The 24,894-nt window shown below is 67.9% G+C and carries 25 protein-coding genes and 3 pseudogenes; 17 read left to right on the top strand and 11 right to left on the bottom strand.

Annotated features, from left to right (window positions below):
• Positions 1–72 precede the first annotated feature (72 nt).
• Together CK206_RS00605 and CK206_RS00600 are read left to right on the top strand one after the other, a co-directional pair.
• Positions 73–918 (top strand): annotated as a pseudogene (locus tag CK206_RS00605) (NADP-dependent isocitrate dehydrogenase); the annotation flags it as partial.
• A gap of 95 nt (positions 919–1,013) precedes the next feature.
• Positions 1,014–2,861, top strand: a pseudogene (locus CK206_RS00600) (NADP-dependent isocitrate dehydrogenase); the annotation flags it as partial.
• 103 nt (positions 2,862–2,964) lie between these two features.
• On the opposite strand, the gene CK206_RS00595 reads toward CK206_RS00600, so the two are convergent.
• A complete protein-coding gene (locus tag CK206_RS00595; protein WP_067718544.1) occupies positions 2,965–3,336 on the bottom strand; it encodes a carboxymuconolactone decarboxylase family protein in 372 nt (123 codons plus the stop codon).
• Positions 3,337–3,789: 453 nt separating this feature from the next.
• Between CK206_RS00595 and CK206_RS00590 the strand changes: the two genes are divergently transcribed.
• On the top strand, positions 3,790–4,506 hold the full coding sequence (locus CK206_RS00590; protein ID WP_143337677.1) for a hypothetical protein: 717 nt from the start codon (positions 3,790–3,792) through the stop codon (positions 4,504–4,506).
• A gap of 286 nt (positions 4,507–4,792) precedes the next feature.
• Here the strand turns inward: CK206_RS00590 and CK206_RS00580 are convergent, their stop codons facing one another.
• From CK206_RS00580 to CK206_RS00565, 4 genes are all read right to left on the bottom strand, one after another.
• Complete coding sequence (locus CK206_RS00580; protein ID WP_096905201.1) at positions 4,793–5,437, bottom strand: mismatch-specific DNA-glycosylase; 645 nt, start codon at positions 5,435–5,437, stop codon at positions 4,793–4,795.
• A gap of 94 nt (positions 5,438–5,531) precedes the next feature.
• Entirely contained in the window at positions 5,532–5,972 is a 441-nt protein-coding gene (locus tag CK206_RS00575; RefSeq protein WP_096905200.1) for a YtoQ family protein, read from the bottom strand.
• 220 nt (positions 5,973–6,192) lie between these two features.
• The gene (locus tag CK206_RS00570; RefSeq protein ID WP_067719213.1) at positions 6,193–6,489 is read right to left on the bottom strand and encodes an SMI1/KNR4 family protein; all 297 of its coding nucleotides are present in this window, start codon (positions 6,487–6,489) and stop codon (positions 6,193–6,195) included.
• A gap of 249 nt (positions 6,490–6,738) precedes the next feature.
• Entirely contained in the window at positions 6,739–7,590 is an 852-nt protein-coding gene (locus CK206_RS00565) for an SDR family oxidoreductase (RefSeq protein ID WP_067719211.1), read from the bottom strand.
• Between the two features lie 109 nt (positions 7,591–7,699).
• Between CK206_RS00565 and CK206_RS00560 the strand changes: the two genes are divergently transcribed.
• The 4 genes and pseudogenes from CK206_RS00560 to arfB all read left to right on the top strand — a co-directional run bounded on the left by CK206_RS00560 (position 7,700) and on the right by arfB (position 10,459).
• Entirely contained in the window at positions 7,700–8,095 is a 396-nt protein-coding gene (locus tag CK206_RS00560; protein ID WP_096905199.1) for a helix-turn-helix domain-containing protein, read from the top strand.
• A 262-nt stretch (positions 8,096–8,357) separates the two neighbouring features.
• Complete coding sequence (locus CK206_RS00555; RefSeq protein WP_143337676.1) at positions 8,358–8,978, top strand: hypothetical protein; 621 nt, start codon at positions 8,358–8,360, stop codon at positions 8,976–8,978.
• A 453-nt stretch (positions 8,979–9,431) separates the two neighbouring features.
• Positions 9,432–9,974: a hypothetical protein gene (locus tag CK206_RS00550; RefSeq protein ID WP_216824110.1), complete on the top strand. Its 543-nt coding sequence runs from the start codon at positions 9,432–9,434 to the stop codon at positions 9,972–9,974.
• A gap of 45 nt (positions 9,975–10,019) precedes the next feature.
• A pseudogene (gene arfB, locus CK206_RS00545) lies at positions 10,020–10,459 on the top strand (alternative ribosome rescue aminoacyl-tRNA hydrolase ArfB).
• Here arfB and CK206_RS00540 read toward each other — a convergent pair.
• A complete protein-coding gene (locus CK206_RS00540; protein ID WP_096905197.1) occupies positions 10,425–11,420 on the bottom strand; it encodes a LysR family transcriptional regulator in 996 nt (331 codons plus the stop codon). The pseudogene arfB and the gene CK206_RS00540 sit on opposite strands and share 35 nt — an antisense overlap.
• Before the next feature lie 125 nt (positions 11,421–11,545).
• Here CK206_RS00540 and CK206_RS00535 point away from each other — a divergent pair, with 125 nt between their 5' ends.
• Both CK206_RS00535 and CK206_RS00530 read left to right on the top strand, forming a co-directional pair.
• Complete coding sequence (locus CK206_RS00535) at positions 11,546–12,538, top strand: putative oxygenase MesX (protein ID WP_096905196.1); 993 nt, start codon at positions 11,546–11,548, stop codon at positions 12,536–12,538.
• 20 nt (positions 12,539–12,558) lie between these two features.
• Positions 12,559–13,611 (top strand): methionine synthase, encoded by a 1,053-nt coding sequence (locus CK206_RS00530; RefSeq protein WP_067715552.1) that lies wholly within the window; start codon positions 12,559–12,561, stop codon positions 13,609–13,611.
• 86 nt (positions 13,612–13,697) lie between these two features.
• On the opposite strand, the gene CK206_RS00525 is transcribed toward CK206_RS00530, so the two are convergent.
• A complete protein-coding gene (locus CK206_RS00525; protein ID WP_096905195.1) occupies positions 13,698–14,234 on the bottom strand; it encodes a dihydrofolate reductase family protein in 537 nt (178 codons plus the stop codon).
• 245 nt (positions 14,235–14,479) lie between these two features.
• Here CK206_RS00525 and CK206_RS19440 point away from each other — a divergent pair, with 245 nt between their 5' ends.
• Positions 14,480–14,629 (top strand): VOC family protein, encoded by a 150-nt coding sequence (locus tag CK206_RS19440; RefSeq protein WP_156523563.1) that lies wholly within the window; start codon positions 14,480–14,482, stop codon positions 14,627–14,629.
• Positions 14,630–14,638: 9 nt separating this feature from the next.
• Here the strand turns inward: CK206_RS19440 and ychF are convergent, their stop codons facing one another.
• Positions 14,639–15,718 carry a redox-regulated ATPase YchF gene (gene ychF / locus CK206_RS00520; protein WP_067715705.1) on the bottom strand — a complete coding sequence of 360 codons (1,080 nt, stop codon included), beginning with the start codon at positions 15,716–15,718 and terminating at the stop codon, positions 14,639–14,641.
• Positions 15,719–15,817: 99 nt separating this feature from the next.
• On the opposite strand from ychF, the gene CK206_RS00515 reads away from it, so the two are divergent.
• A complete protein-coding gene (locus CK206_RS00515) occupies positions 15,818–17,320 on the top strand; it encodes an AI-2E family transporter (protein ID WP_096905194.1) in 1,503 nt (500 codons plus the stop codon).
• 11 nt (positions 17,321–17,331) lie between these two features.
• On the top strand, positions 17,332–17,829 hold the full coding sequence (locus CK206_RS00510; protein ID WP_216824109.1) for a DUF6542 domain-containing protein: 498 nt from the start codon (positions 17,332–17,334) through the stop codon (positions 17,827–17,829).
• A gap of 71 nt (positions 17,830–17,900) precedes the next feature.
• Here the strand turns inward: CK206_RS00510 and CK206_RS00505 are convergent, their stop codons facing one another.
• A complete protein-coding gene (locus CK206_RS00505; protein WP_069390312.1) occupies positions 17,901–18,881 on the bottom strand; it encodes a 4-hydroxy-3-methylbut-2-enyl diphosphate reductase in 981 nt (326 codons plus the stop codon).
• A 72-nt stretch (positions 18,882–18,953) separates the two neighbouring features.
• Here CK206_RS00505 and CK206_RS00500 point away from each other — a divergent pair, with 72 nt between their 5' ends.
• From CK206_RS00500 to CK206_RS00490, 3 genes are read left to right on the top strand one after another with little or no spacing between them, the layout of a single operon-like run.
• Positions 18,954–19,343, top strand: coding sequence for a hypothetical protein (locus CK206_RS00500; protein WP_096905192.1), 390 nt, complete (start codon positions 18,954–18,956; stop codon positions 19,341–19,343).
• Positions 19,340–20,632, top strand: a complete 1,293-nt coding sequence (gene xseA, locus CK206_RS00495) for an exodeoxyribonuclease VII large subunit (protein ID WP_096905191.1) — start codon at positions 19,340–19,342, stop codon at positions 20,630–20,632. Before CK206_RS00500 ends, xseA begins: the two co-directional genes overlap by 4 nt.
• Positions 20,632–20,865 (top strand): exodeoxyribonuclease VII small subunit, encoded by a 234-nt coding sequence (locus CK206_RS00490; protein WP_067715599.1) that lies wholly within the window; start codon positions 20,632–20,634, stop codon positions 20,863–20,865. Before xseA ends, CK206_RS00490 begins: the two co-directional genes overlap by 1 nt.
• Before the next feature lie 74 nt (positions 20,866–20,939).
• Here CK206_RS00490 and CK206_RS00485 read toward each other — a convergent pair whose 3' ends face one another.
• Positions 20,940–21,500: a DUF4245 domain-containing protein gene (locus tag CK206_RS00485; RefSeq protein ID WP_096905190.1), complete on the bottom strand. Its 561-nt coding sequence runs from the start codon at positions 21,498–21,500 to the stop codon at positions 20,940–20,942.
• Positions 21,501–21,665: 165 nt separating this feature from the next.
• Here CK206_RS00485 and glpX point away from each other — a divergent pair, with 165 nt between their 5' ends.
• Together glpX and CK206_RS00475 are read left to right on the top strand one after the other, a co-directional pair.
• Positions 21,666–22,676, top strand: coding sequence for a class II fructose-bisphosphatase (glpX, locus tag CK206_RS00480; protein WP_067715604.1), 1,011 nt, complete (start codon positions 21,666–21,668; stop codon positions 22,674–22,676).
• 73 nt (positions 22,677–22,749) lie between these two features.
• Positions 22,750–24,153 (top strand): class II fumarate hydratase, encoded by a 1,404-nt coding sequence (locus CK206_RS00475; protein WP_096905189.1) that lies wholly within the window; start codon positions 22,750–22,752, stop codon positions 24,151–24,153.
• An 88-nt stretch (positions 24,154–24,241) separates the two neighbouring features.
• Here the strand turns inward: CK206_RS00475 and CK206_RS00470 are convergent, their stop codons facing one another.
• A complete protein-coding gene (locus tag CK206_RS00470; protein WP_143337674.1) occupies positions 24,242–24,850 on the bottom strand; it encodes an LGFP repeat-containing protein in 609 nt (202 codons plus the stop codon).
• Between the last annotated feature and the right edge of the window lie 44 nt (positions 24,851–24,894).

The raw sequence follows: 24,894 nt of genomic DNA, 5'->3' as shown, positions 1-24,894 counted from the left end.
ATGATGGTGGGCGGCCAGATGGCGCAGTTCCACAAGAACACGATCAGCCCGAAACGAGAAGAGTCGACATCCATGACCCAAGGTCCCCAGAAGATCATTTACACCCTCACCGATGAGGCCCCGCGACTCGCGACCGAGGCGTTCCTCCCGGTCCTCCGCACTTTTGCCGAGCCCGCCGGTATCGCCGTCGAGACCAGTGACATCTCGGTGGCCGCGCGCATCCTCGGAGCGTTCCCCGAGCGACTCACCGACGAGCAGAAGGTGCAGGACAACCTTGCCGAGCTCGGTCGTCTGACTCAGGACCCGGACACCAACATCATCAAGCTGCCCAACATCAGCGCCTCCGTCCCGCAGCTCACCAAGGCGATCACAGAGCTGCAGTCGCAGGGTTACGACATTCCCGACTTCCCGTGGGACCCGCAGACCGACGAGGAGAAGGAGACCGCCAAGCGGTACTCCGGCATCCTCGGAAGTGCGGTCAACCCGGTCCTACGCCAGGGCAACTCCGACCGTCGTGCCCCGAAGGCCGTCAAGGAGTACGCCAAGGCCAACCCGCACTCCATGGGCAAGTGGTCCATGGCCTCGCAGACCCACGTCGCGCACATGACCCACGGCGACTTCTACGCCGGCGAGAAGTCGATCATCCTCGACCGTGACTGCGATGCCCGCATGGAGGTCGTGACGCCCGACGGGAAGACCGAGGTCCTCAAGACCGTGCCGCTGCAGAAGGGCACCGTCGTGGACTCCATGTTCATGAGCAAGAAGGCTCTGCTGGAGTTCTACGAGGAACAACTCAATGACGCCAAGGAGACCGGCGTCATGTTCTCGCTGCACGTCAAGGCCACCATGATGAAGGTGAGCCACCCGATCGTGTTCGGGCACGCCGTCCGCGTGTTCTACAAGGACGCCTTCGAAAAGTCCCGCAGCTCACCAACGTCACAGGCTGCAGTCGCAGTTCGACACCCGACTCCCGGGGACCCGCAGACCGCGAGGAGAAGGGCCGCCGCGGTACTCCGCTCCTCGGAAGTGCGGTCAACCCGGTCCTACGCCAGGGCAACTCCGACCGTCGTGCCCCGAAGGCCGTCAAGGAGTACGCCAAGGCCAACCCGCACTCCATGGGCAAGTGGTCCATGGCCTCGCAGACCCACGTCGCGCACATGACCCACGGCGACTTCTACGCCGGCGAGAAGTCGATCATCCTCGACCGTGACTGCGATGCCCGCATGGAGGTCGTGACGCCCGACGGGAAGACCGAGGTCCTCAAGACCGTGCCGCTGCAGAAGGGCACCGTCGTGGACTCCATGTTCATGAGCAAGAAGGCTCTGCTGGAGTTCTACGAGGAACAACTCAATGACGCCAAGGAGACCGGCGTCATGTTCTCGCTGCACGTCAAGGCCACCATGATGAAGGTGAGCCACCCGATCGTGTTCGGGCACGCCGTCCGCGTGTTCTACAAGGACGCCTTCGAAAAGTACGGCGAGCTGTTCGATGAGCTCGGCATCAACGTCAACAACGGCATGGGCGACCTGTACGCAAAGATCGACACCCTGCCCTCGGCCAAGAAGGAAGAGATCATCGAGGAGCTGCACCGCTGCCACGAGCAGCGGCCGGAGCTCGCGATGGTCGACTCGGCCCGCGGCATCTCCAACTTCCACTCCCCCTCGGATGTGATCGTCGACGCTTCCATGCCCGCGATGATCCGCATCGGCGGCAAGATGTACGGCGCCGACGGCCGCAAGAAGGACACCAAGGCGGTCATCCCGGAATCCACCTTCGCGCGGATCTACCAGGAGATCATCAACTTCTGCAAGACCAACGGCGCGTTCGACCCCACCACCATGGGCACCGTGCCGAACGTCGGACTCATGGCGCAGAAGGCCGAGGAGTACGGCAGCCACGACAAGACCTTCGAGGTCGAGACCGGCGGCGTGGCCAACATCGTCGACGCCGCGACCGGTGAGGTCCTGGTCTCTCAGGAGGTCGAGGCCGGCGACATCTGGCGCATGTGCACTGTCAACGACGCGCCGATCCGTGACTGGGTCAAGCTCGCCGTGGACCGTGCCCGCGCCTCCGGCATGCCCGCCGTCTTCTGGCTCGACCCGTACCGGCCGCACGAGAACAACCTGATCACGCTGGTCAACAAGTACCTCCAGGATCACGACACCGAGGGCCTGGACATCCAGATCATGTCGCAGGTGCGCGCCATGCGCTACACCCTCGAGCGCGCGTGGCGCGGCCTGGACACCATCTCGGTGACCGGCAATATCCTGCGCGACTACCTCACGGATCTGTTCCCGATCCTCGAGCTGGGCACCAGTGCCAAGATGCTCTCGATCGTGCCGCTCATGGCCGGCGGTGGGCTCTACGAGACGGGTGCCGGCGGTTCCGCGCCGAAGCACGTCCAGCAGCTGGTGGAGGAGAACCACTTGCGCTGGGATTCGCTCGGGGAGTTCCTCGCGATCGGTGCGAGCCTCGACGACCTCGGTCGCAAGTACGACAACCCGAAGGCCACCATCCTCGCCCAAGCGCTGGACACCGCGACCGGCAAGCTGCTGGAGAACGGCAAGTCGCCCTCGCGCGTGACCGGCGAGCTCGACAACCGGGGCAGCCAGTTCTGGCTGGCGTTGTACTGGGCGCAGGAGCTGGCGGCGCAGACCGAGGACGCCGAGCTCGCAGCGCGGTTCGCCCCGCTCGCCGAGAAGCTGGACGCCGACAAGGACAGGATCCTCGAGGAGCTGACGGTTGTCCAGGGCCACTCGGTCGATCTCGGCGGCTACTACCAGCCCGACACCGAGAAGCTGAAGGTTGCGATGCGTCCGAGCAAGACGCTCAACGACCACCTCGACAGCGCCTTCGCCTGATCTCCCGCTGAACCCGCACCACCCCACCGCGCCCCCGCCGGAGTGATCCGACGGGGGCGCGGTGTGTCGTGGGACGAGGACTACGACGACGACTCAGCTCATGTCACTCGCCGAACGCCGAGCTCAGACACCGCATCGCAGCCAGGGTCTTGGGCACGCCGATGTACGGCATGAGGTGCACGAAACACTCGGCGACCTCTTCCTTGGTCATGCCGGCCACCTCGACCGCGGTCCGGATGTGCCCGGTCAACTGGGGCTCGGTGCCGCCCATCGCCGCGAGGGCCGCCATGGTGAGCATCTGACGGTCGCGCAACTCGATCCCCGGCCGCTGGTAGGTGCCGCCGAACACCGCGCCCACCACCCAGTCGGAGGCACCCGGCGCGAACTCGTCCAACTGCTGCTTCCAGGCGGCCGCTCCCTCCGGTGACTGCGTCTGCTCGACGAACTGGTCGCCCTTGTCCATGCTCAGTTCCACGGGTGTCCTCCTCGACGATTCGGAAAGTGCCTGGTCAGGCTAACAGTCGCTGCCCTTGTCGTCGGGAGGGTCGGGAGCCGGGCCGGAGTGTCGCAGGGCTGTGCGATAGTGCAGTTCGGTCCTGCCTCCCGAGGTGCGGAGCGGCTCCCCGGTCAGCTGTGTGAAAGGTGTGTCGGAATTCGAGAGCCTTGGTGGTGTCGGGCGCGCTCCTGCTAGTGGCGGGGTGTTCGTCCGGGCAGGTCGGACAGGACGCGTCGGAACAGGCCGAGGGGTCATCCTCCTCCGCCACGGAGACCATCACGGTCACGGCGTCCTCCCCCGCCGCCGTCCCCGACGCGCTGACCAGTATCGATCCCTCCTCTCTCGCCTCGCAGCACCATGCGGGAACGTATGTGTGGAAATGCTCCACCGGCGGTCAGTACGAGGGCCTGTGCGTGTCCGGGGGGCGGGGCGGTGACCTGCACCGGTGTGCCGGGGGCGGAGGCTCCGGATCTCACCGAGTATTTCCCGGGCCGTCCCGGCGCTATGGAACTCGGCCCGGCAGGACTGCGCTATACGTTTGTCGAGGGAGTGCCGCCGGTGTCCGCCCGGCTCGAGACCGGTCAGTCCGTGGAGTTCGGCGACCTGCGGTGCGCCAAGCCGGACGCCGCCACCCTGGAGTGCAGTTCCGGCGGCAACTCGTTCACCATCAGCGGCCCGGGCCGGGCCATCACTACGGCGGGCACGGTGCTCGCGGAGCGGGACTACTCCAATCATCCCGACTCCGGATCCGGCACCACATCGTCGTCCTCCACGACCGCTGCCAGCGGACATCCATCGGGCTACATGGGTGCCAGCGGTATGGTCAGCGGGGTCCGCACGGCCTCGGGCGCTCTGGTCACCGCCTCCGTTCCGCCGTGTGACGGCAGGGGGATCCTCATCCTCGACTCGTACGTGGAGTCATCCGGTCCCCAGGAGGGCATCGCCGCGCTCCTGGACCGTCACCCGGGTGCCGAGTTCGCCATGCCGGGCCGGTGCCCCTCGCTGCGCGGCAGCCTGGACGGCGCCCGTGTCTATCCCATCTTCACCGACCACGGACACGACACCGTGGCCGTGTGCCGCGACAAGGCGGCCCGCGGAGGCAATGCGCGGCTGCTCACCATCACGGCGGAACACATCGACCCCTGCTGATCCTCGGGACCTCCCCGAGACCCCGAACGCTAGAGACCGCGGGTGAGCAGCCGATCCCAGGTACCCGGCATCAGAGCAGACACGATCAGGTCCGTCCCGTCCGGCAGCGGGATCAGCATCGTCGCGGCGTGCAGATGGAGGCCGCGTGCGGCCGCGAGAGGCCACGACAGTGTTGAAGCGGGGATCCCCGTATCGGTCGTCACCGGCGATCGGGTGCCCGGCGTGCTGGAGATGCACGCGGATCTGGTGCTTACGGCCGGTGAACAGATATCCGGCCACCCCCGACTCACAGCGTCATGCCTCGGGCTTCGGCGCCGTGATCACCACCCGTGCCCTCAACGACACGCCAGACCTCTTGCCAGTACCCGGCCAGCGAATCGACGGTCTCGTGCGCGTTCAATCCGCTCGGCTGGGGCACCACCCAGAGCGCCACACCGGCCGGCCAGCCTCGAATCGCAGACGCATCCTGTGGGCCCGTGGTCGCCCGCGGCTGCACGAAGGCCGCCCGGTAGGCGGTGATCCCCACGATCGCCACGAGACCGGGCCTCAGGTCGCGGACCCGCGAGATCAATCGTTCCCCTCCGGCGCGGAGCTCATCGCGAGAGAGTTCATCGGCCCTGGCGGTGGCACGACCGACGAGGTTGGTCACCCCGATCCCTCGCGAGGTGAGCTGACGTTCGTCCGGGGCCGAGAGTCCTGCGGAGGCGTCCACGAGCTCATCGGTCAGACCTGCACGGTGGAGTGAGGGCCAGAAGCGGTTCCCCGGGCGGGCGAACGGCGCGTTGACCGCAGCGGTCCACAATCCGGGGTTGATTCCCACGATGAGCAGTCGGAGACGCGCCGGCGCGACGGGCAGCACATCGTCCATCGCGTCCGGGTCATCGGTGGCGAACCGGGCCAGATCCTCGCGCCGCGGGCGAGCGCCGCCCATAGGGGAAGGACGTCGCGGGCTCCCGGCAGGCGCCGGAGGACCCGTCACGACTGCACCGTCTTCGCGGCCGGGCTGCACGGGGAGCACCGCCCGGTCAGGGCTTGAGGATGTACTGCAGCGTCTCCACCACCTGATCGGTGGTCGTACACCACGCCTGTGCCTCGGCGTCGACCTCCTTGAGCGGGTGGATGATGTCGGCATCGTGGAGAGTCACGTAAGGCTTGCCGAGCGCCGCGCAGTGGCCCGCGTCAAAGGCGGCGTTCCACTGCTTGTACTTGTCCCCGAAACGGACCACCACCATGTCCGCCTGCTCGATCAGGGTTCGTGTGCGGATGGAGTTCACCTTGGCCGACTGGTTGTCGCGCCAGAACTGGTTCCCGGTCTCCCCCAGATGGTCCCCGGCGGCGTCGCTGGCCGGATGGTCGGTGACGGGGGCGGTGAACACCACATCCAGACCAGCGGCTTCGGCACCGCGCCTGATCTCCTCGCGCCAGTCGGTGTGGATCTCACCGGCGAGGTAGACGGAAAAACTCATGACTCAGTCCTCCTGTGTGCGGTGGCGCCGGTTCTCGTCACCAGCTCTGGACGCCACCTTCCCTGGACGCTAGTCGTTGACCCGCACCCAGCCGAATCCCGGTAGGTCAGCTGGCCCGGGGACCCCGATCGGCAAGACCCGTGCCGAACTCCAGGAGTTCGTCGAGCGAGTGCGCACTCAGCGTCGCCTCACTCTCGTCCATGACCCCCATGTCGACTTCTTAGATGCGCCCGTCCCCCTCGTTGAGCAGGATTGCCGTACCGCCTCCGTCGTCGCCGATCATGAGGTATCCGGGCATGTACTCCGACACTTCATAGTCCGCGTTTCGCTGGACGATCTCCTCCACCTCGAGGATGCTCAGGCTGCTCGGGGTGAATCCACCGTTGTGCACTGTCACCAGTGCGACGTAGGCCGCGGGTAGTGGCCTTCCGTGCTCGTCTTCCGCCAGCGCGATCTCAGCGGGGGTCGCCGGCGGGTTCCATTCGAACGCTGAACTCCACTGATGCTGGGACGCCATCTGCTTCCGCCGATCTCTGTCACGCCGGTGTCGCCGCGAACCGACTGCTGCTCCCCCAGCACGTTACAGAGGACGATTGCGCTGCACGGTGGGCCGCGCGACTTCCCCGCACGCCACCTCGCCTGCGGCAACTACCAGCAGAACAGCCCCGCTTCCCATGGAGGAAGCGGGGCCGTCATCGTTCGTCAGCATCAGTGGAGCGGGGAACCACGCGGGCCACCGACCCATCGCGGCGCTACGTCGAGGACGTCATCCCTGCGAGAGAGCCTCCGCCACGGAGGTCGACGGGCGCCCGATGAGGTCCTGCAGGTCGGTGCTGTCCGAGTAGAGGGCGCCACCGGCGATCACCGGGTCCATCCCGGCGAACATCTCCGCGACCTCGGCGGGCAGACCGAAGCCCTTGAGGGTCTCCCCGTACTCCCCGACCGCCTGGTTGACGTACTGGACATCGGCTCCGATCACGGTGCCCACCGCGGCAGCGATCTCCGGGTAGGTCACAGCCGGCGCTCCGGCGAGCTCATACACCTTGCCGACGTGCCCGTCGGTGGTCACCACCACCGCAGCGGCCTCCGCGTAGTCGCGACGGGCCGCGCCTGAGACCTTCGCATCGCCGGCAGCGCCGAAGAATTTTCCGACCGCTCGTCCCGAGTCGAGCGCGGACGCGTAGTTCTCCCAGTACCAGCCGTTGCGGAGCAGGACGTGGTCGATTCCACTGTCGGCGAGCAGCTTCTCGGTGCCACGATGCTCGGGGGCCAGGCCCAGCTCGGAGGTGTCGAGGTTGAGCAGGCTGGTGTAGGCGATCAGCGAGACCCCGGCGGCCTTGGCGGCATTGATGATGTTGGTGTGCTGCGCGAGGCGCTGGCCCACCTCACTACCCGATACCAGGACGAGTCGATCGACGCCCTCGAGCGCCTCGGTAAGTGCCGCCTCGTCCTCATAGGACGCGACGCCGAGCTTCAGGCCCTTCGCGGCGAGGGGTTCCGCCTTTGCTTCGTCACGGACCACGGCGACGATGTCGGACGCTTCGACGCCGCGGGCGAGCAGAGAGTCGATGACCAGACCGCCGAGATGGCCGGTTGCTCCAGTGACTGCGATACGCATGGGAAGAACTCCTTAGGATATTTGGTTGGTGATTCGTCACCAACTTTGCCACTAACTTTCTATTAGCGCAACTCATTTGTTAGCAATTACGTATGCCATGATGGCGGGTATGACCTCCCCTGACCACGCGCCCCACGAGCCCCTCCCGGCCGACGTGTTCGCCCGGGGCTGCTCATCTCGGGGAGCCCTGCAGCACCTCACCGGCCGGTGGGGCGCGCTCACGATCGTGGCGCTACGGCTGGCCGACGAGCCCATGCGCTTCAGTGAGGTCCGGCGCCGCGTCGACGGCATCAGCGACCGGATGCTCTCCCAGACTCTGGGCGACCTCGAACGGGATGGCATGGTCGTCCGCACGGTGCACAGCACTATCCCGCCGCACGTCACCTATGCACTCGCCCCGCTCGGCCTCCGGGTCGCCGATCCGCTCCAGCAACTGACGGCGATCATCGAGTCTGAGCTCCCCAGCGTCCTCGAAGCCCGGGCCCTCTACGACGAATCCCACTGAGCCGCCGGGCCGAACCAATTCGAAGGCCCTACAATGCTTCTCACCTTGCGGAGAGGCGGTTTCGACGGTTGTAAAGTCTTCCTGGCCGTGCGATCCGCGAGGCATATTCGACCGTCTCGGCCGCCGGCCCGATCTGGCCGATCTGTGGGTGCCACCGCTGGCCGATCTCCCTCCGTCAGGGACCGCAGCCGAGGTCCGCAGGAACTACTCTCCCCTTCCGGCGTGGTGGCTGCGGCCGGTGCTTGTGTATGTGGCGCTGTTCATGACGATCGTGGCCTTGACCGAGTTCGTCCCCGGTGAGGACGGGCCTGTCCGGCGGGCGGCGGCGATCGCGGCGCTGGTGTTGGCGCTCGGCTTCCTGGTCTGGGCGACCACCTTGTGGGTGGCCACCGAGGTCCGTTGGTTCCGGGCCCGTGACGTGGTGACGGAGCGCATCCACGGGGTGCTCACCACCCTCCGGGTTCCGGTCTGGGGACTGTTCGTCAATCGGATCCGCCTGGGCGACAAGGCATCCGGTGACACCACGCCGGACGACATGGTGTTCGTCTTCGATATGCGCGTGCCGACCGAGGTGTTGCGCCGCCAGCGCGCCGCGGTGACGGCGTGGATCGACGAGGTTCTGGAGGCCTCGCAGCGCGACAGGGCCATCCGCCTCGGCGACAGCTTCGCCGAGCGCGATGTGATCAGTGGCGTGGAGATCTTCGGTGAGCCGATGCGCGGCGTGTGGGTGTGGCGAAAGCCGTCGATCATGCCGCACCTGTACCTGGGATGGGCGCTGGCGGATCCGCGGACGGCCGAGACCTCCGATGAGTCCGACGCGGTGTTGCTCCGCAGGACCCCCAAGTCCCTTCGACGCAGGTCCCGTCTCGAGCATCAGGGGTAGCTGTCGCCGGACCCGGAATCCGTGGCCGCGATGTTTTTGACGACGACGACATCACCGGCGGCCACGTCGACCCGAACGGCTGCAGCTGCCGGGACCCCTTTTCACGCGTCCCGGCTCGGCGCACCGGTCTCGACACCAGGACTTCAGGACGCTTGCCAGACTGTGCCCATGACCGCCGACGAGGCTTTCCCGATGCACGTCTTCGATGCGGTCGGGGTGGATCCCTCCATGTATCCCGAGCTGATCGGGGGCGCTGTCCGGGTCATCTAGAAGCGTCCTGCGAACGGACCGATCACCGTGATGACCGCCGGCGTGTTAGACTCCCGACCGACTCGGGTGAGCGGGTCGAACTCGCCGTCGAGGTTCTCGACGGTCAGCAGGGGGCGGCGTCAGCAGGGGGCTGCGCAGGTCGCCCTGTAGATCGTCTGTGACGACAACGCCGCCCACCGGCGCGTGCCACCCGTCGAGGCGCCGTGGCGCAACGACGGCCCGTTTCTCAACGGCACCGGGATCTCCGCGATCACGGCGACGGGATCGCGCGGGGGCTCGACATTTGACGAGGTCCGTACCGAGGGCGGCACAGTCGTCGGACACATGCGCACCCTTCGCCTGCTCACCGATGCCGAAGCCGGGTTCGCGGCGACCAACGGCTGGGATGCGCTGGTCGACACCGCCGGATCCGTCGATGCCCTCCTCGACGTGACCCGGGAGAGCACCGTGGCATCCGGCGGAGCGAGCGGATTGCCCGTGTTCCTGTCGAAGCTGCACGCCCAGCACCCGCCGCGGTGGGTGACGTTCGTCGGGGACAGCATCGAATCGGTGACCGGACTGGAATCCGAGGAGTACATGGACGACGCGGCCAACCACGAGATCTGGGACGTGTGCTCGTTCACCGACCGGTTCCGGTGGGGCGCCGATTTCCTTGCCGTTGCCCGCCCCGGTGACACCGCACTGTTCACTGACACCTCTGGCGCGTACGAGCTGGAGGTCGACTGACTCTGCGGCGAAAGGCGCCTGAGGACGAGCGGGGACAATGACACCATGGACGATCTGCTCATCGCGCCGGGCCCGGGGCACCACACGGCCTCCGGATCCCGGCGGTCGAGCTCGTCGAGCAGTTCTCCCGCTCCTCCGGCCCCGGCGGCCAGGGCGTCAACACCACAGATTCGCGGGTCCAGCTCAGCCTCGATCTCGCCACCACCACTGCACTCGAAGAGGCGCAGCGGGCCCGGGTGCTGCGCAATCTCGCCTCTCAGCTCGACGGCACGGTACTGACGATCGCGGCCTCCGAGGAGCGTTCCCAGCGGCGGAACCGGGCCGCGGCCCGCGTCCGTCTCGCCGGGCTTCTTCGTGAGGCCGTTGCCCCGGCGGTTCCCCGTCGACCGACGCGCCCGACCCGGGGTTCGCAGCGCCGCCGACTGGAAGCCAAGAGCCGGCGCGGTGCCATCAAGGAGAACCGCCGACGTCCCGACTCCGACTAGGCCCGCCCGGGCGTTCACGGGCGTCGAGCAGGTCGATTCCGTAGTCGGCCACGACGGCCCGCATCTCGGCCAGGTAGCGCTGCGCCTGTTCGGTGAGCGGGATTCCGGAGTGGCTGATCCATCCGATCTCGATGCTCTGGTCCACTTCGAGGGGGATGGCGACGATCTCGGGATCCAGGTCGTCACTGATGATGCCGGTCGAGATCGTGTAGCCGTCCAGCCCGATCATGAGGTTGAAGATGGTCGCACGGTCGGACACCCGGATCTCCCGGGCACTGGAGAGTGTGGAGAGGATCTCCTCGGCGAAGTAGAACGAGTTGTTCGCGCCCTGGTCGAACGTCAGCCGCGGAAGGTCTGCGAGATCCTCGAGCGTGACGTGGTCCCTGGTGGCCAGGGGGTTCTGCCGGGAGATGAACACGTGCGGGGTCGCCGTGAACAGCGGGTGGAACACCAGCCCGGAGTCCCGCAACAGCTTGTCGATGACCTTGCGGTTGAAGTCATTCCGGTAGAGGACTCCCACCTCACTGCGGAGTGTCCGGACGTCCTCGATGATGTCCCACGTGCGGGTCTCCCGGAGCGAGAACTCGTACTGCTCCGCGTCGCCGGACCTGACCATCCGGATGAACGCCTCCACGACGAACGAGTAGTGCTGTGCGGATACCCCGAGCAACCGCCGTGAGGGTGGCTGGCCGAGGTAGCGCTGCTCCAGCAGCGACATCTGTTCGACGACCTGTCGGGCGTAGCCGAGGAATTCCGCGCCCTCGTCGGTCAGCGTCACTCCCCGGGCGGACCGGGCAAGCAGGGTGCGCCCCACCCTGGATTCGAGGTCCTTCATCGCGGCGGACATGGTCGGCTGGGCGACGTAGAGCAACTCCGCAGCGCCGGTGATCGAGCCCTCCGCGGCGACCTCGATGAAGTAGTGCAGCTGCTGGAGTGTGATACCTCTGGATTCCCGGCGCATAGCTACAGCCTATAGAGATCCATAGCAAACGTTAGTTACCCGATACCTGAACTGGGACTGCAGGATGGGGATACAGAATTTCCGCAGCGCCGAGCCCGGCCGACCAAGCCCTGAATTGGACGTACATGTCGAACGAACTCACGTTCAGCATCACCACCACCCGCTTCGACGAGAACTACTCTCCGTCGGAGAGCTCTCGGACCACCACGAACTTCGCGAACCTGGCTCGCGGCGAGCATCGGCAGCAGAATCTCCGCCGAACCCTGTCGATGATCAACCACCGATTCAACGACCTCGCACGCCGGGATAACCCGACCGGGGACCGCTATTCGGTCGAACTCGAGATCGTCTCCGCGGACCTGCAGTTCCATACGGACGATGCCGATCACGGGTTCCCCCTGATCGAGGTACTGGATATCCAGATCGTCGATCACCAGACCGGGCACCGCCTGCCGGGCATCGTGGGCAACAATTTCTCGTCCTACGTCCGCGACTACGACTTCAGCGTTCGGCTGCCGTCGGTCAATGAAGGAAGCTCCGAGTTCACCGTGCCCAGCGACTTCGGTGTCCTGCACGGAAAGCTGTTTCAGCACTTTCTCGACTCCGCGGCGTACGGGGAACGATTCGAGGTGGATCCCGTGATCTGCATCAGCGTGTCGACGAGCAGGACCTACCACCGGACCGGCTACCAGCACCCGGTCCTCGGCGCCGAGTACCAGCAGAACGACTACTCGTTGACCGACGAGTACTTTCACAAGATGGGGCTCCAGGTCAGGTACTTCATGCCACCCGGCGGGGTCGCCCCGCTCGCGTTCTATTTCCGCGGCGAACTGCTCAACGACTACTCGGACCTGCAGCTCATCGGCACGATCAGCGTCATGGAGACGTTCCAGAAGATCTATCGGCCGGAGATCTACAACGCGCACTCGGCCGCAACTGACGTCTACCGGCCGTCCTTGGATCAACAGGACTACTCGCGCACCCCGATTGTCTACGACCGTGACGAGCGCAGTCAGCTCGCGAAGAAGCAGGGCGCGTACACGGAAGAACACTTCATCAAGCCGCACCGAGAACTCCTCGAGCAGTGGGCCGCCCGCCACGCCGTTCTCGTCGGATGACCACCGGAGGAAAGTCGACCATGAACCGGATCCTGCCCACGTCCACCGTCGGCAGCCTGCCCAAGCCCTCGTGGCTCGCCCAGCCTGAAGTCCTCTGGTCGCCCTGGCGGTTGCAGGGCGACGAGCTGAGCGAGGGCAAACAGGACGCGCTGCGTATCGCAGCCCACGAACAGAGCAACCGCGGCATCGACATCGTCAGCGACGGCGAGCAGACCCGTCAGCACTTCGTCACGACCTTCATCGAGCATCTCGACGGCGTCGACTTCGATCGGCGCGAGACCGTCCGGATCCGCAACCGCTACGACGCGAGCGTGCCCACAGTAATCGGCGACGTGAGCCGCTCAAAGCCCGTGTTCGTCGACGACGCGAGGTTCCTCCGGCAGCAGACCGATCAGCCGATCAAGTGGGCGCTCCCCGGCCCCATGACGATGATCGACACGCTCTACGACGGCCACTACAAGAGCCGTGAGAAGTTGGCGTGGGAGTTCGCGACGATCCTCAACCAGGAGGCCCGAGATCTCGAGGCCGCGGGGGTCGACATCATCCAGTTCGACGAGCCCGCGTTCAACGTCTACTTCGACGAGATGAAGGACTGGGGCGTGGCGGCACTGGAACGAGCAGCCGAGGGACTCCGCGCGGAGACCGCGGTACACATCTGCTACGGCTACGGGATCAAGGCCAACACCGACTGGAAGGCCTCCCTCGGGTCGGAATGGCGACAGTACGAGGAGTCGTTTCCACTACTGCAGCAGTCCAGCATCGACATCATCTCGCTGGAGTGCCACAACTCTCGTGTCCCGATTGACCTCGTCGAGCTAGTCCGGGGCAAGAAGGTCATGCTCGGGGCGATCGACGTGGCAGACGAGCGCGTCGAGACCCCGCACGAGGTCGCCGCCACTCTCCGGCGGGCACTCGGGTTCGTCGACGCGGACAAACTCCTGCCGAGTACGAACTGCGGGATGGCGCCCTTCCCACGGGACATCGCGCTCGCGAAGTTGAGCGCGCTCAGCGCGGGCGCTCGCATCGTTCGCGAGGAGATTTCTGCCGCGTCCCTCACCGAGGCAGTGAGGTAGCCAGGGTTCAGTCATCCGGATCCCGGGCGACCCCGTGGCACAGCTCGCGCGTTCATCACGTCAGCTGGGCTGAACCGCGCGCAATTTCAAGGGCTTGTCAGTGGCCCCTGGACGTCGTACCGGGCCACCACGAAGTCACGGTTCCGCTCGCACCCCGTGAGTTGGAGATCGAAGGCACCGCCGAACAGCGGCTTTCCTGAACCGAGGGTCACGGGCGCGATCGAGACCACCACCTCGTCGAGCATCCCGGCCCCCGCGAATTCTGCCGCGATGCCACCACCCCCCATCACCCACACATCGCGGCCGCCGGCCGCGGATTCAAGAGCTCCGCGATGATCCACAGGGTCCCCGGCGACGAAGGAGACATGTTCGTTCGCCGCCTCCAGACTGCGGTGGGTGAACACGAAGGTGGGGATCTCCGGCAGCCACTCACGGTCGTGCTCGAGCACCCACATATACGTGGACGAGCCCATGACCTGGGCTCCCACATCGACGAGGAACGCCGCGGTGCTGCCCGGCCCGTTCTCGTCGATATCGTGCTTGAAAAGCCAGGCCAGGGAGTGCTCATCGTCGGCCAGGAACCCATCGAGGGTCGAGGCTGCGAAGTAGCGGTAGCGGGTCATGGAAGCCCTCCTGAGGCGCGGCGGTTCCGCGTGATCGGATCCGGACCGAGGTGTGCGATGTCCCGGTTTCCGCATGGTAAACCCGCATCCCACCGAGCCCCGGCACACACCGTTCTCTTGTGCGGCGAATCGCGGAGGGCGATGGTGCTGTCATGAACATCGAACGCATCGTTCCCGATCTGACGGTCTGAGTCTGATCACCGCCGATGACACAAGCCCCGGAGAACCCAGACGTCTCAATCTTCGTGGACGACGTTCAGACCGCGTACGACCGCACCGTGGCGGCAGGTCTCCAGATCGTGCACCGGCTCAGATCAGAGAAGTGGGGCGTCGTCCGGTTCTTCTACCGCGACGCATCAGGCAATGTGGTCAACGTCGGCATGCATGCTCGGTGACCGGCCGACTCACACGTTGAACCGGAACTCCACCACGTCGCCGTCGGCCATGACATAGTCCTTGCCCTCCATGCGCACCTTGCCGGCGGCCTTGGCGGCGGCCATCGAGCCGGCGGCGTCGAGGTCGTCAAAGGAGACGATCTCGGCCTTGATGAAGCCATTCTCGAAGTCGGTGTGGATGACGCCGGCGGCCTTGGGGGCGGTGTCGCCCTTGCGGATCGTCCAGGCGCGCGACTCCTTGGGGCCGGCGGTGAGGTAGGTCTGCAGCCCGAGGGTGTGGAAGCCCGCGCGGGCCAGTGCGTTGAGGCCCGGTTCGGTCTGGCCGATCGACTCGAGCAGCTCCATGGCGTCCTCCTCGTCGAGTTCCTGCAGCTCGGCCTCCACCTTGGCGTCGAGGAACACGGCGTCGGCCGGCGCCACGGCGGCGCTCAGCTCAGCCTTGCGCTCGTCGCTCGTGAGCACCGACTCGTCGGCGTTGAAGACGTAGAGGAAGGGCTTGGCGGTCATGAGGTGCAGGTCGCGCAGGAGGCCGCGGTCGATCTCGTCCTGGGCCTTGAACAGTGTGCGCCCGTCCTCGAGCACGGCCTGCGCCTTGCGGACCTCGTCCAACAACGCCACGAGGGACTTGTCCTTGCGCGAGTCCTTCTCGAGCCGCGGGATCGCCTTCTCGATGGTCTCCAGGTCGGCCAGGATCAGCTCGGTGGCGATCACCTCGATGTCGGCCATCGGATCGACCTTGCCGTCGACGTGGATGACGTCCGGGTCGTCGAAGACGCGCACGACCTGGCAGATCGCGTCGGCCTCACGGATGTTGGCGAGGAACTTGTTGCCCATCCCTTCACCGGTGCTGGCGCCCTTGACGATGCCCGCGATGTCGACGAACGACACGACGGCGGGCAGGATCCGCTCGGAGCCGAAGATCTCCGCGAGTCGGTTCAGGCGTGGGTCCGGCAGATCGACCACGCCGACGTTGGGCTCGATGGTGGCGAACGGGTAGTTCGCCGCGAGGACGTCGTTGTTCGTCAGGGCGTTGAACAGGGTCGACTTACCGACGTTGGGCAGTCCGACGATTCCGAGGGTGAGGCTCACGAGGGCACAGTCTACGGACAGCACCCCGGCTCCTCCCCCGCGGCCGTCGGGCGCCTCGTCAGGGAGCACACCACCGTGACCTCTGACATCATGTGACCCATGACCGACGAGCCGAAACCGCGTCCCCCCGTCGAGGACCAGGAGCAGCACGTCGACCGTTCCGTCCTCATCGGACTGGGCGGGCGCTGGGTCACCGACTGGGCCCTGCGACTGGCCATCCTTCTCGTCGCGGGCTGGTTGGTATCGAGGATCGGTGGCGCCCTGTGGGTCGGCATCCTCCCGATCCTGTTGGCGCTCATCGTCTCCACGGTGCTGTGGCCGCCGACGGGGTGGATGGTGCGGCACAGGGTCCCCAAGACGCTGGCCTCGCTGTTGTCCATCATCGCGTCACTCGGCCTCGTCTCGGGCGTGGTCGCCCTCATCGCCCCGTCGATCGTCGAGCAGAGCGTGCAGCTCGCCGACCAGACCTCGGAGGCGATCACCCAGGTCCAGGACTGGTTGCGCGGACCGCCGCTGAACATCCGGGACGAGCAGCTCGACGGGGTCCTCGAGCAGCTCAGCTCCACCCTGCAGGACCGCGGTGACCAGATCGCCTCGGGTGTGTTCAGCGGTGTCAGCGCGGTGGGGTCCTTCGTGATCACCCTCGTACTGGTTCTGGTCCTGACGTTCTTCTTCATCAAGGACGGGCCGAGGTTCCTCCCGTTCGTCCGCCGCATCTCCGGGCGCACCGCCGGCCGTCACCTGACCGAGGTCCTGACCCGCGCCTGGAACACCCTCGGCGGCTACATCCGCGCCCAGGCGATCGTGTCGTTCGTCGACGCGGTGCTCATCGGTCTGGCTCTGGTGATCCTGGGCGTGCCGCTGGCGTGGGCGTTGGCCGTCATCACGTTCATCGCCGGGTTCATCCCCATCGTCGGCGCCTTCACCGCGGGTGCGCTCGCGGTCCTCATCGCCCTGGTCGCCAACGGCTTCACGACCGCGATCATCGTCCTCGTCGTGATCATTCTGGTGCAGCAACTCGAGGGCAACGTTCTCCAGCCGATCGTCCAGTCGCGCGCGATGAACCTGCACCCGGGGGTCATCCTGCTCGGCGTGGCCGCGGGGAGCACGCTGTTCGGCATCATCGGCGCGTTCCTGGCCGTCCCGCTCCTCGCGGTACTGGCGGTCGCGCTGCGCTACATCAACGAGCAGATCGATCTGCGTACCGGTGATGTGACCGCGTCGGATCTGGCGTCAGCGACAGACGAGGGACGTCTGACAGCGTGGCTCGCCGAGCTGTCGAGCTCGCGCTTCGCACCTCTGCGCAAGAGCAGCAACGCGATCATGGCCGGGATGATCGACGAGCGCCCCGACATCGCCGGGCCCCGGCGCCCGGTCCCCACCCGTGCGGGTGCAGGGGTCACCGTGGAGGTCGACGACGAGGTGGGCGGCGGCTCCACCACCGCCGCACCGGGGTTGTCGGATGAACCCCCGCCAGCGGCGGGCCCCGTCGATCCGAAGGCGGTCGACGGCTACCGCCCGTCCCCGCAGGAGCAGGAGGCGGAGAAGCCCAACCCGCTACGGCGGTTCGGCCGTTTCCTCGCCCGCCGACTGGGAGGTTAGAGTCTTCTCCCGTGACTAGACGCAGGAGTGGGCGGGTACCCGCGGACGAGCGGTCCGTGCTGTCCTCGACGCGGGGGCTGCCGGCCTGGACCGCGGTCCTCCTGGCGGTGGCGATCTCGCTGACCGGCGTGGCCATCGACTCGGTCTCCGGGGACCTCGGCGCGGGCTTCACCGTGGCGTTCTTCCTCGGCTGCGTGGTGTCCGTGCTCGCGGTCGCGCGGCGCTCGGTGTTCGTCGCGGGGGTGCAGCCACCGATCATCATGGCCCTGCTGGTCCCGCTGGTCTACGTCGTCTCCGGGGTCGGTTCGGGCGCGGACGTCTTCTCGCGGTCCCAGCTCGTGGCGATCATCCTGCCGCTGGCGACCCGCTTCCCGCTGATGATCACCACGACCGTCGTGGTGGTGGCGATCGCCCTGATCCGTGCCCTGGTGCTGGAGCCGCGGCCGCGGGTCGCCCGCCCCTCGGCGTCGCCCGTCCAGCGCAGCGCCCCGGCACACGCCCGCCGTTGAGGCGGGGTGCGCCGGGGCGCTGACGGCTACCGCGTCCTCCCCCGCCACCTACCGGCGGGCGGGGGCGCGTATCAGACCTTCTTGGGGACCCGCAGTTCGCGGGGCAGCGAGAACGTGATGGTCTCCTGCGCCGTCCGGACGGTGGAGACGTCGCCGAAGCCGTGGTCGGCGAGCAGGTCCACCACCCCGCGGACGAGGATCTCCGGCACGGACGCGCCCGAGGTCACGCCGACGGTGGTGACGCCCTCGAACCAGGACGTGTCGATCTCCTTGGCGTAGTCCACCAGGTGCGCGTCGCGGGCTCCCGCCTGCAGCGCGACCTCCACCAGTCGCACGGAGTTGGACGAGTTCTGTGACCCCACCACGATCACCAGGTCGCACTGCGGGGCCATGGTCTTGACCGCGACCTGACGGTTCTGCGTGGCGTAGCAGATGTCGTCGGACGGCGGGTCGATGAGCGTGGGGTACTTCTGCTTGAGACGGCGCACCGTCTCCATGGTCTCGTCCACGCTGAGCGTGGTCTGCGAGAGCCAGATCAGCTTCTCGGTGTCCACGGGAATGTCCAGCGCGTCCACGGACTCGGGACCGTCGACCAGCGTCACCACGTCGGGCGCCTCACCGGCGGTCCCCTCGACCTCCTCGTGGCCCTCGTGGCCCACCAGCAGGATGAGGTAGCCCTCGCGCGCGAAGCGCTTGACCTCGGTGTGGACCTTGGTCACCAGGGGGCAGGTGGCGTCGAACGTCTTGAGTTCGAGCTGGAGAGCGCTCTCGCGGACGGCGGGCGATACGCCGTGCGCGGAGAACACCAGGTTCGCGCCGTGCGGGACCTCGTCGGTCTCGTCGACGAAGATCACGCCCTGGTCGGTGAAGGACTCGACCACGTGCTTGTTGTGGACGATCTCCTTACGGACGTACAGCGGCGCCCCATGCTTGGCCAGGGCTTTCTCGACCGTCTCGACGGCTCGGTCGACGCCGGCACAGTAGCCGCGCGGTTCCGCGAGAAGTACCCGCTTGGTTGCCGGTTCGGCGATCATGTCGGTCTGCTCGGTCATGTCCCCAGGGTACGGTTCATACTGGATTTCGACCATTACGCCTCCCTTCACGCCCCCGGCAGAGAGGTCCGCATGCTCCGACCCCTGTTCCTGACCCGTGCCTCGATCGGTCTCGCCGCCACCGCGGCGGAGCGTGTCGTGGCCCTGCCCGGCCGTGCGGTCGAGGCGGTCACCACGCTGCCCGCGATCCCCGTGCGGGTCGCCGGCGGCCTGGTCCAGTCCTATCTCCACGCCGGTCAGACCCTCACGGACCTGGCCGTCAAGGGCGACAAGGTGCTCGCCTCGGTGTTCCCGGCGCGGTCCGACCAGCCGGAGTGGGCGACGTTCGACGAGGACCAGGCCGACCCCGACGAGGTCCTGGACGTGTCCTACCGGGTCTACGGGTCGTCCTCGAGAGCCGCCCGCGACCGGGACGACGACCCCGACGTGCCGACCGGCCGCGTCGCCCCCCGCGACGCGTGACGGCCTCGTCCCCGCGCACGCCGAGCAGCGCCGAGCAGCCGTGGCCGGTCCGGGTGGTCTCGGACCAGATCGCCGCGTGGATCCACCGACTCGGGGCGGTGTGGGTCGAGGGTCAGATCACCCAGCTGAGCCTGCGCCCCGGCACCCGCACCGCGTTCCTCACCCTGCGTGACCCCTCCGTCGACAACTCGCTGACGCTCACGTGTCCACCCAGGCTCATCTCGGAGTCGCCGGTGCCGGTCACCGAGGGCAGCCGGGTGGTCGTGCGGGGGACGCCCCGCTTCTATACGGGCCGCGGGTCGTTCTCCCTCCAGGTTTCGGAGATCCGGCCCGTCGGCGTGGGCGAGCTCCTCGCCCGCATCGAGCGGCTCAAGCAGGCGCTGTCGGCGGAGGGGTTGTTCGACCCCCGACTCAAGCGGCCCCTGCCGTTCCTGCCCACGTGCGTCGGTCTGATCACCGGCCGGGCGAGCGCCGCTGAACGGGACGTCGTCGAGGTGGCCCGCGGCCGCTGGCCGGACGTGCATTTCGCCGTGCGCAACACCCCGGTGCAGGGGGTGTCGGCCGTGCCCCAGATCCTGGACGCGCTGGCCGAGCTCGACGCCGACCCCGTCGTCGACGTCATCATCCTCGCCCGCGGCGGCGGATCGGTCGAGGACCTTCTCCCCTTCTCCGACGAGGCCCTCATCCGCGCGATCTCGCGCTGCCGCACCCCGGTGGTCTCCGCGATCGGCCACGAGCCCGATTCGCCGCTGTCGGATCTCGTCGCCGACCTGCGGGCGGCCACCCCGACCGATGCGGCCAAACGGGTCGTGCCCGACGTGATCGAGGAGCGTCGTCGTATCGCCGAGGCCCGGTCCCGTACCGCCCGGGCCCTGCGCGGATGGGTGGACCGGGAGCGCAACCAGCTGGCGGCCGTGCGGTCGCGGCCGTGCATGGCGAACCCGTACGGGATCGTCGAGTCGCGGGCGGAGATCGTCGCCGAGGCACTGCGCGCGGCCCGACGCGACATCACCCGGATCATCGACTCGGAGTCCACGTCGCTGGGCCACCTGTCGGCGCGTCTCACCACGCTCGGTCCCGCCGCCACCCTGGCCCGTGGCTATGCCGTGGTGCAGTCCGTCGCCGGGAGCCACGACGGCCGGGTGGTCTCGTCGATCGCCGACGCCCCACCCGGATCGCAGCTGCGGATCCGCGTCTCCGACGGCTCCATCTCCGCGGCCGCACTCGGGTCGACACCCGCCGCCGGCCGACCCACCCCTTCCACCGAACCGACCGAGGAGCAGTCCTGATGTCCGACGAGCAGACACCCGTCTCCGAGCTGGGATACGAGCAGGCCCGCGACGAGTTGATCGAGGTGGTCCGCATCCTCGAGGCCGGCGGTCAGGACCTGGACGCCTCACTGGCGTTGTGGGAGCGGGGCGAGGAACTCGCCGAGCGGTGCACCGAACACCTCGACGGCGCGCGTGCGCGCATCGACGCCGTCCTGGGTGACGACGACGAGGGCGACTCCGGCCGGGGGTGATCCCGTCGCCCGGCCGGGCGCGAACGCCTACCGCCGCCCCGATGCGATCACCGCGGGCACGGCACGCCGGGCGTCTACGGCACGGGCAGCGGCTCGACGTCCTGTACGGCTGCGGCGAGTGACTCGAAGTCGGACGTCGGCGCGGAGCCGGTGACGGCCACACGGACGTCATCGAGGTCGAGCACCCACACCGGCCGGACGTCGTCCCCGGTGAGGACGGCCCACTCGCGCCCGGAGATGGGCACCACGGTGCGACTGGGCCTCGGCCCGCCACCCAGTGACCGGAACGCGTCCTCGGGAGCGTCGGACTGGACGAGCTCGATGTAGCTGCGCTCGCCCGTCACCCAGCCGACGTGGCTGGAGGTGGTCCCGGCGAAGCCCTGGACACGGCCGGAGTTGGCGGTCCAACCCTCCGGGACCTCGGGCGAGCGGATCGGGAAGTCCAGGCTCCGGGCGTCCTGCTCCAGCGAGGCCCGCGCGTCGAAGTCGGGGATCTGTCCCTGCTGCGGGCCGGACGGGCTGAAGGTGCACAGTCCGGCCACTCCGGCGAAGACGCCACAGATCACCATGAGCACCACCACCGACCAGAACATGTCGCGGTTGCCCTGCAGGATTCTCGGTTTCGCCTCGGCCACGCCTGCGAGTATCCCACCCGGCCGGGGCGACTCCGGCGCGTGGCCCCCGGCGGGGTGGCCGAGGTGGAACAATGGGCGCCGACACCCCACCGCGGCCGTGCGCGCCACCGTCGCGCACATGCCACTGACAACCCCAGCCACCGTTCACTAGGAGCCAGACCACCTATGTCACCCACCAAGCGTCCCGATCGAAACCTCGCAATGGAGCTGGTCCGTGTGACCGAGGCCGCCGCCCTGGCCGCCGGGCGGTGGGTCGGGCGTGGCGACAAGAACGGTGGCGACGGCGCCGCGGTGGACGCGATGCGCGAGCTCATCTCCACCGTCGACATGGATGGCGTCGTGGTGATCGGTGAGGGCGAGAAGGACGAGGCGCCCATGCTCTACAACGGTGAGAAGGTCGGCACCGGCGAGGGGCCGGCCGTCGACGTGGCCGTGGACCCCATCGACGGCACGCGGCTCATGGCGGAGGGCCGGCCCAACTCGATCGCGGTGATCGCGGTCGCCGAGCGCGGGTCGATGTTCGATCCGTCCGCCGTGTTCTACATGCGCAAGATCGCCGTCGGCCCGGACGCCGTGGGCAGGATCGACCTCGCCAAGTCCACCGAGTGGAACATCCGCTCGGTCGCGGAGGCCAAGAACATCGATGTCGGGGACATGACGGTGTGCGTGCTCGACCGGCCGCGTCACGCCGAGCTCATCGCCGAGATCCGGGCCGCGGGCGCCAAGGTCCGGCTCATCATGGACGGCGACGTCGCCGGCGGTGTGGCGGCGGCCTCCGACGACAGCTCGGTGGACATGCTCATGGGCATCGGCGGTACCCCGGAGGGGATCATCACCGCGTGCGCGCTGAAGTGCATGGGCGGCGAGATCCAGGGCCAGCTGTGGCCGCAGGACGAGGCGGAGCGCCAGAAGGCGGTCGACGCCGGACTCGACGTCGACGCGATCCTCGGCACGGACGACCTGGTCAAGGGCGACAACTGCTTCTTCGCCGCCACCGGCATCACCAACGGCGACATGGTCCGCGGTGTGAGCTACCGCGCCAACGGTGCCGTCACCCGCTCGCTGGTGATGCGGTCCAAGTCGGGCACCGTCCGCCACGTCGAGGGGCGCCACAAGATGGAGAAGCTCCGCGAGTTCTCCGCCGTTGACTACGGCCAGGCCGCCGGCGGCAACTGATCCCTCCCGGCACCCCGCGCCCGCCGCTTCCGTCCTCCTGCACGGTGCGGCGGGCGCGCCTAGTCTGACCGGTATGGCCGATCAGACTGAATTCCGTATCGAACACGACACGATGGGCGAGGTCCGGGTCCCCGTCGACGCTCTCTGGCGGGCACAGACCCAGCGTGCCGTCGAGAACTTCCCCGTCTCGGGCAGCGGGCTCGAACGAGCGCAGATCCGCGCGCTCGGTCTGCTCAAGTCCGCCTGTGCGACGGTCAACGGTCGGCTGGGACTGCTCGACCGGGACAAGGTCGACGCGATCGTCGCCGCAGCCGGCCGCATCGCCGAGGGTGAACTGGACGAGCACTTCCCCGTCGACGTGTTCCAGACCGGCTCGGGCACGAGTTCCAACATGAACACCAACGAGGTCATCGCCTCGCTCTGCGCGGCAGAGGGCGTCACCGTGCACCCCAACGACGACGTGAACATGTCGCAGTCGTCCAACGACACCTTCCCGACGGCGACCCACGTCGCGGCCACGGAGGTCGTGATCGCCGATCTCATCCCCGCGCTGAACACCCTCGCCGAGTCCTTCGAGACCAAGGCCGGTCAGTGGCGCGAGGTGGTCAAGCCCGGGCGCACCCACCTGATGGACGCCGTGCCGGTGACGCTCGGACAGGAGTTCGCCGGCTACGCCCGGCAGATCCGCGCCGGGGTCGAGCGCGTCTGCGGAACGCTGCCCCGTGTCGGCGAGTTGCCGATCGGTGGAACCGCCGCCGGAACGGGCCTCAACGCCCCCGACGGCTTCGGCTCCGCTGTGGTCGAGGAGCTGCGCTCCCTCACCGGTCTGGAGGAGCTCCGTCTGGCGGCGGATCCGTTCGAGGCCCAAGCCGCCCGCGACGGCCTTGTCGAGCTGTCCGGGGCCCTGCGTTCCGTCGCCGTCTCGCTCACCAAGATCGCGAACGACATCCGGTGGATGGGGTCGGGCCCCATGACCGGGCTGTCGGAGATCCACCTTCCGGACCTGCAGCCGGGGTCGTCGATCATGCCCGGCAAGGTCAACCCGGTGCTGTGTGAGACGGTCGCGCAGGTCGCCGCCCAGGTCGTGGGGAACGACGCGGCCGTGGCGTGGGCCGGGGCCAGCGGTGCCTTCGAGCTCAACACCGCGATCCCGGTGATGGCGCGCAACGTGCTCGAGTCGGTCCGGATCCTCGCGAACTCGTCCACGCTGTTCGCCGAGCGCTGCATCGACGGGATCGAGCCGGACACCGATCGCATGCGGCGGCTCGCCGAGTCCTCCCCCTCGATCGTCACGCCGCTGAACTCGGCGATCGGCTACGAGGAGGCCGCCCGGGTCGCCAAGCACGCCCTCGCCGAGGGGATCACCATCCGCGAGGCCGTCATCGCGCTCGGCTTCGTCCCCGATCCACTGTCCGAGTCCGAGCTCGACCGGCGCCTCGACGTCCTGGGGATGACGGGCCTCGACCGCGAGCGCTGACCCGACGGTCTCGCCATGAGTGCGCACCGCGATGTGCGCCGCGGCCCGGGCTCGGCGCGCCCGGCCCGCGGCGCGTCGCGTTCCGGGGTCAGCCGGAGTGCTCGACCACCCGGATGGCCTGGTCCTCGAGGCGGATCTGTCCGCGTTGGAAGTCCGAGTAGATGACCTCGCCCTCGGCGATCTCGTCGCTCACCGGCCACCCCAACCGACCGGCAGGTCCGCCGTTGTCGCGGTAGGTGGCGAGGATCTGCCCGCGGACGATCTGCGCACCGGTCTGCGGTGACCAGAAGATGGCCCCGTCGGCGAAGTCCTGCTTCTTGCCACCCTCGAGCGCCTCTGCCGGGGCGACCGGGGCCCCGAGCGCGAGCGGGGTCTCCTTGGCGTCGTCGTAACGGCGATAAATGGCCATGTTCGTGAGGAACTCCTCCTCGCCGATCTTCACCACGATCGGGTCGTCCGCATCGGCCCCCGCGGCGGGAGCGGCCGCGCCCGGGTCCGCGCCGGTCTGGCCCGCACCGACCTGGCCCGCACCGACCTGGCCCGTACCGACCTGGTCCGCAGCGCCCTGGTCCGTAGCGGTCTGGGACTGCGCCTCGGCCGGCATCCCGCCCGGGGTCTGCTCGCCACACGCGGCCAACCCCAGGACGCAGGCGGTGAGCAGCCAGAGCGCGGGCGCCGGCGACGAGCGTCGGGACATGGGAGACCTCCGATACGGCATGCTTGATGCGGGCCCGGGCTCGC

Origin of the sequence: Dietzia sp. WMMA184, from assembly GCF_002441635.1 — a bacterium.
Lineage (GTDB): Bacteria > Actinomycetota > Actinomycetes > Mycobacteriales > Mycobacteriaceae > Dietzia > Dietzia kunjamensis.
The sequence above is the reverse complement of the archived record's forward strand: the minus strand, read 5'-3'. Positions and strand labels throughout refer to the sequence as shown.

Excerpts from the sequence above, each read along its gene's own strand:
- CK206_RS00580 (WP_096905201.1), bottom strand. The coding sequence starts at position 5,437 with ATGGGCGGCGCTCGCCCGCGGCGCGAGGATCTGGCCCGGTTCGCCACC.
- CK206_RS00575 (WP_096905200.1), bottom strand. The coding sequence starts at position 5,972 with ATGAGTTTTTCCGTCTACCTCGCCGGTGAGATCCACACCGACTGGCGC.
- CK206_RS00570 (WP_067719213.1), bottom strand. The coding sequence starts at position 6,489 with ATGGCGTCCCAGCATCAGTGGAGTTCAGCGTTCGAATGGAACCCGCCG.
- CK206_RS00565 (WP_067719211.1), bottom strand. The coding sequence starts at position 7,590 with ATGCGTATCGCAGTCACTGGAGCAACCGGCCATCTCGGCGGTCTGGTC.
- CK206_RS00560 (WP_096905199.1), top strand. The coding sequence starts at position 7,700 with ATGACCTCCCCTGACCACGCGCCCCACGAGCCCCTCCCGGCCGACGTG.
- CK206_RS00555 (WP_143337676.1), top strand. The coding sequence starts at position 8,358 with ATGACGATCGTGGCCTTGACCGAGTTCGTCCCCGGTGAGGACGGGCCT.
- CK206_RS00540 (WP_096905197.1), bottom strand. The coding sequence starts at position 11,420 with ATGCGCCGGGAATCCAGAGGTATCACACTCCAGCAGCTGCACTACTTC.
- CK206_RS00535 (WP_096905196.1), top strand. The coding sequence starts at position 11,546 with ATGTCGAACGAACTCACGTTCAGCATCACCACCACCCGCTTCGACGAG.
- CK206_RS00530 (WP_067715552.1), top strand. The coding sequence starts at position 12,559 with ATGAACCGGATCCTGCCCACGTCCACCGTCGGCAGCCTGCCCAAGCCC.
- CK206_RS00525 (WP_096905195.1), bottom strand. The coding sequence starts at position 14,234 with ATGACCCGCTACCGCTACTTCGCAGCCTCGACCCTCGATGGGTTCCTG.
- CK206_RS00515 (WP_096905194.1), top strand. The coding sequence starts at position 15,818 with ATGACCGACGAGCCGAAACCGCGTCCCCCCGTCGAGGACCAGGAGCAG.
- CK206_RS00505 (WP_069390312.1), bottom strand. The coding sequence starts at position 18,881 with ATGACCGAGCAGACCGACATGATCGCCGAACCGGCAACCAAGCGGGTA.
- CK206_RS00500 (WP_096905192.1), top strand. The coding sequence starts at position 18,954 with ATGCTCCGACCCCTGTTCCTGACCCGTGCCTCGATCGGTCTCGCCGCC.
- CK206_RS00490 (WP_067715599.1), top strand. The coding sequence starts at position 20,632 with ATGTCCGACGAGCAGACACCCGTCTCCGAGCTGGGATACGAGCAGGCC.
- glpX (WP_067715604.1), top strand. The coding sequence starts at position 21,666 with ATGTCACCCACCAAGCGTCCCGATCGAAACCTCGCAATGGAGCTGGTC.
- CK206_RS00475 (WP_096905189.1), top strand. The coding sequence starts at position 22,750 with ATGGCCGATCAGACTGAATTCCGTATCGAACACGACACGATGGGCGAG.
- CK206_RS00470 (WP_143337674.1), bottom strand. The coding sequence starts at position 24,850 with ATGTCCCGACGCTCGTCGCCGGCGCCCGCGCTCTGGCTGCTCACCGCC.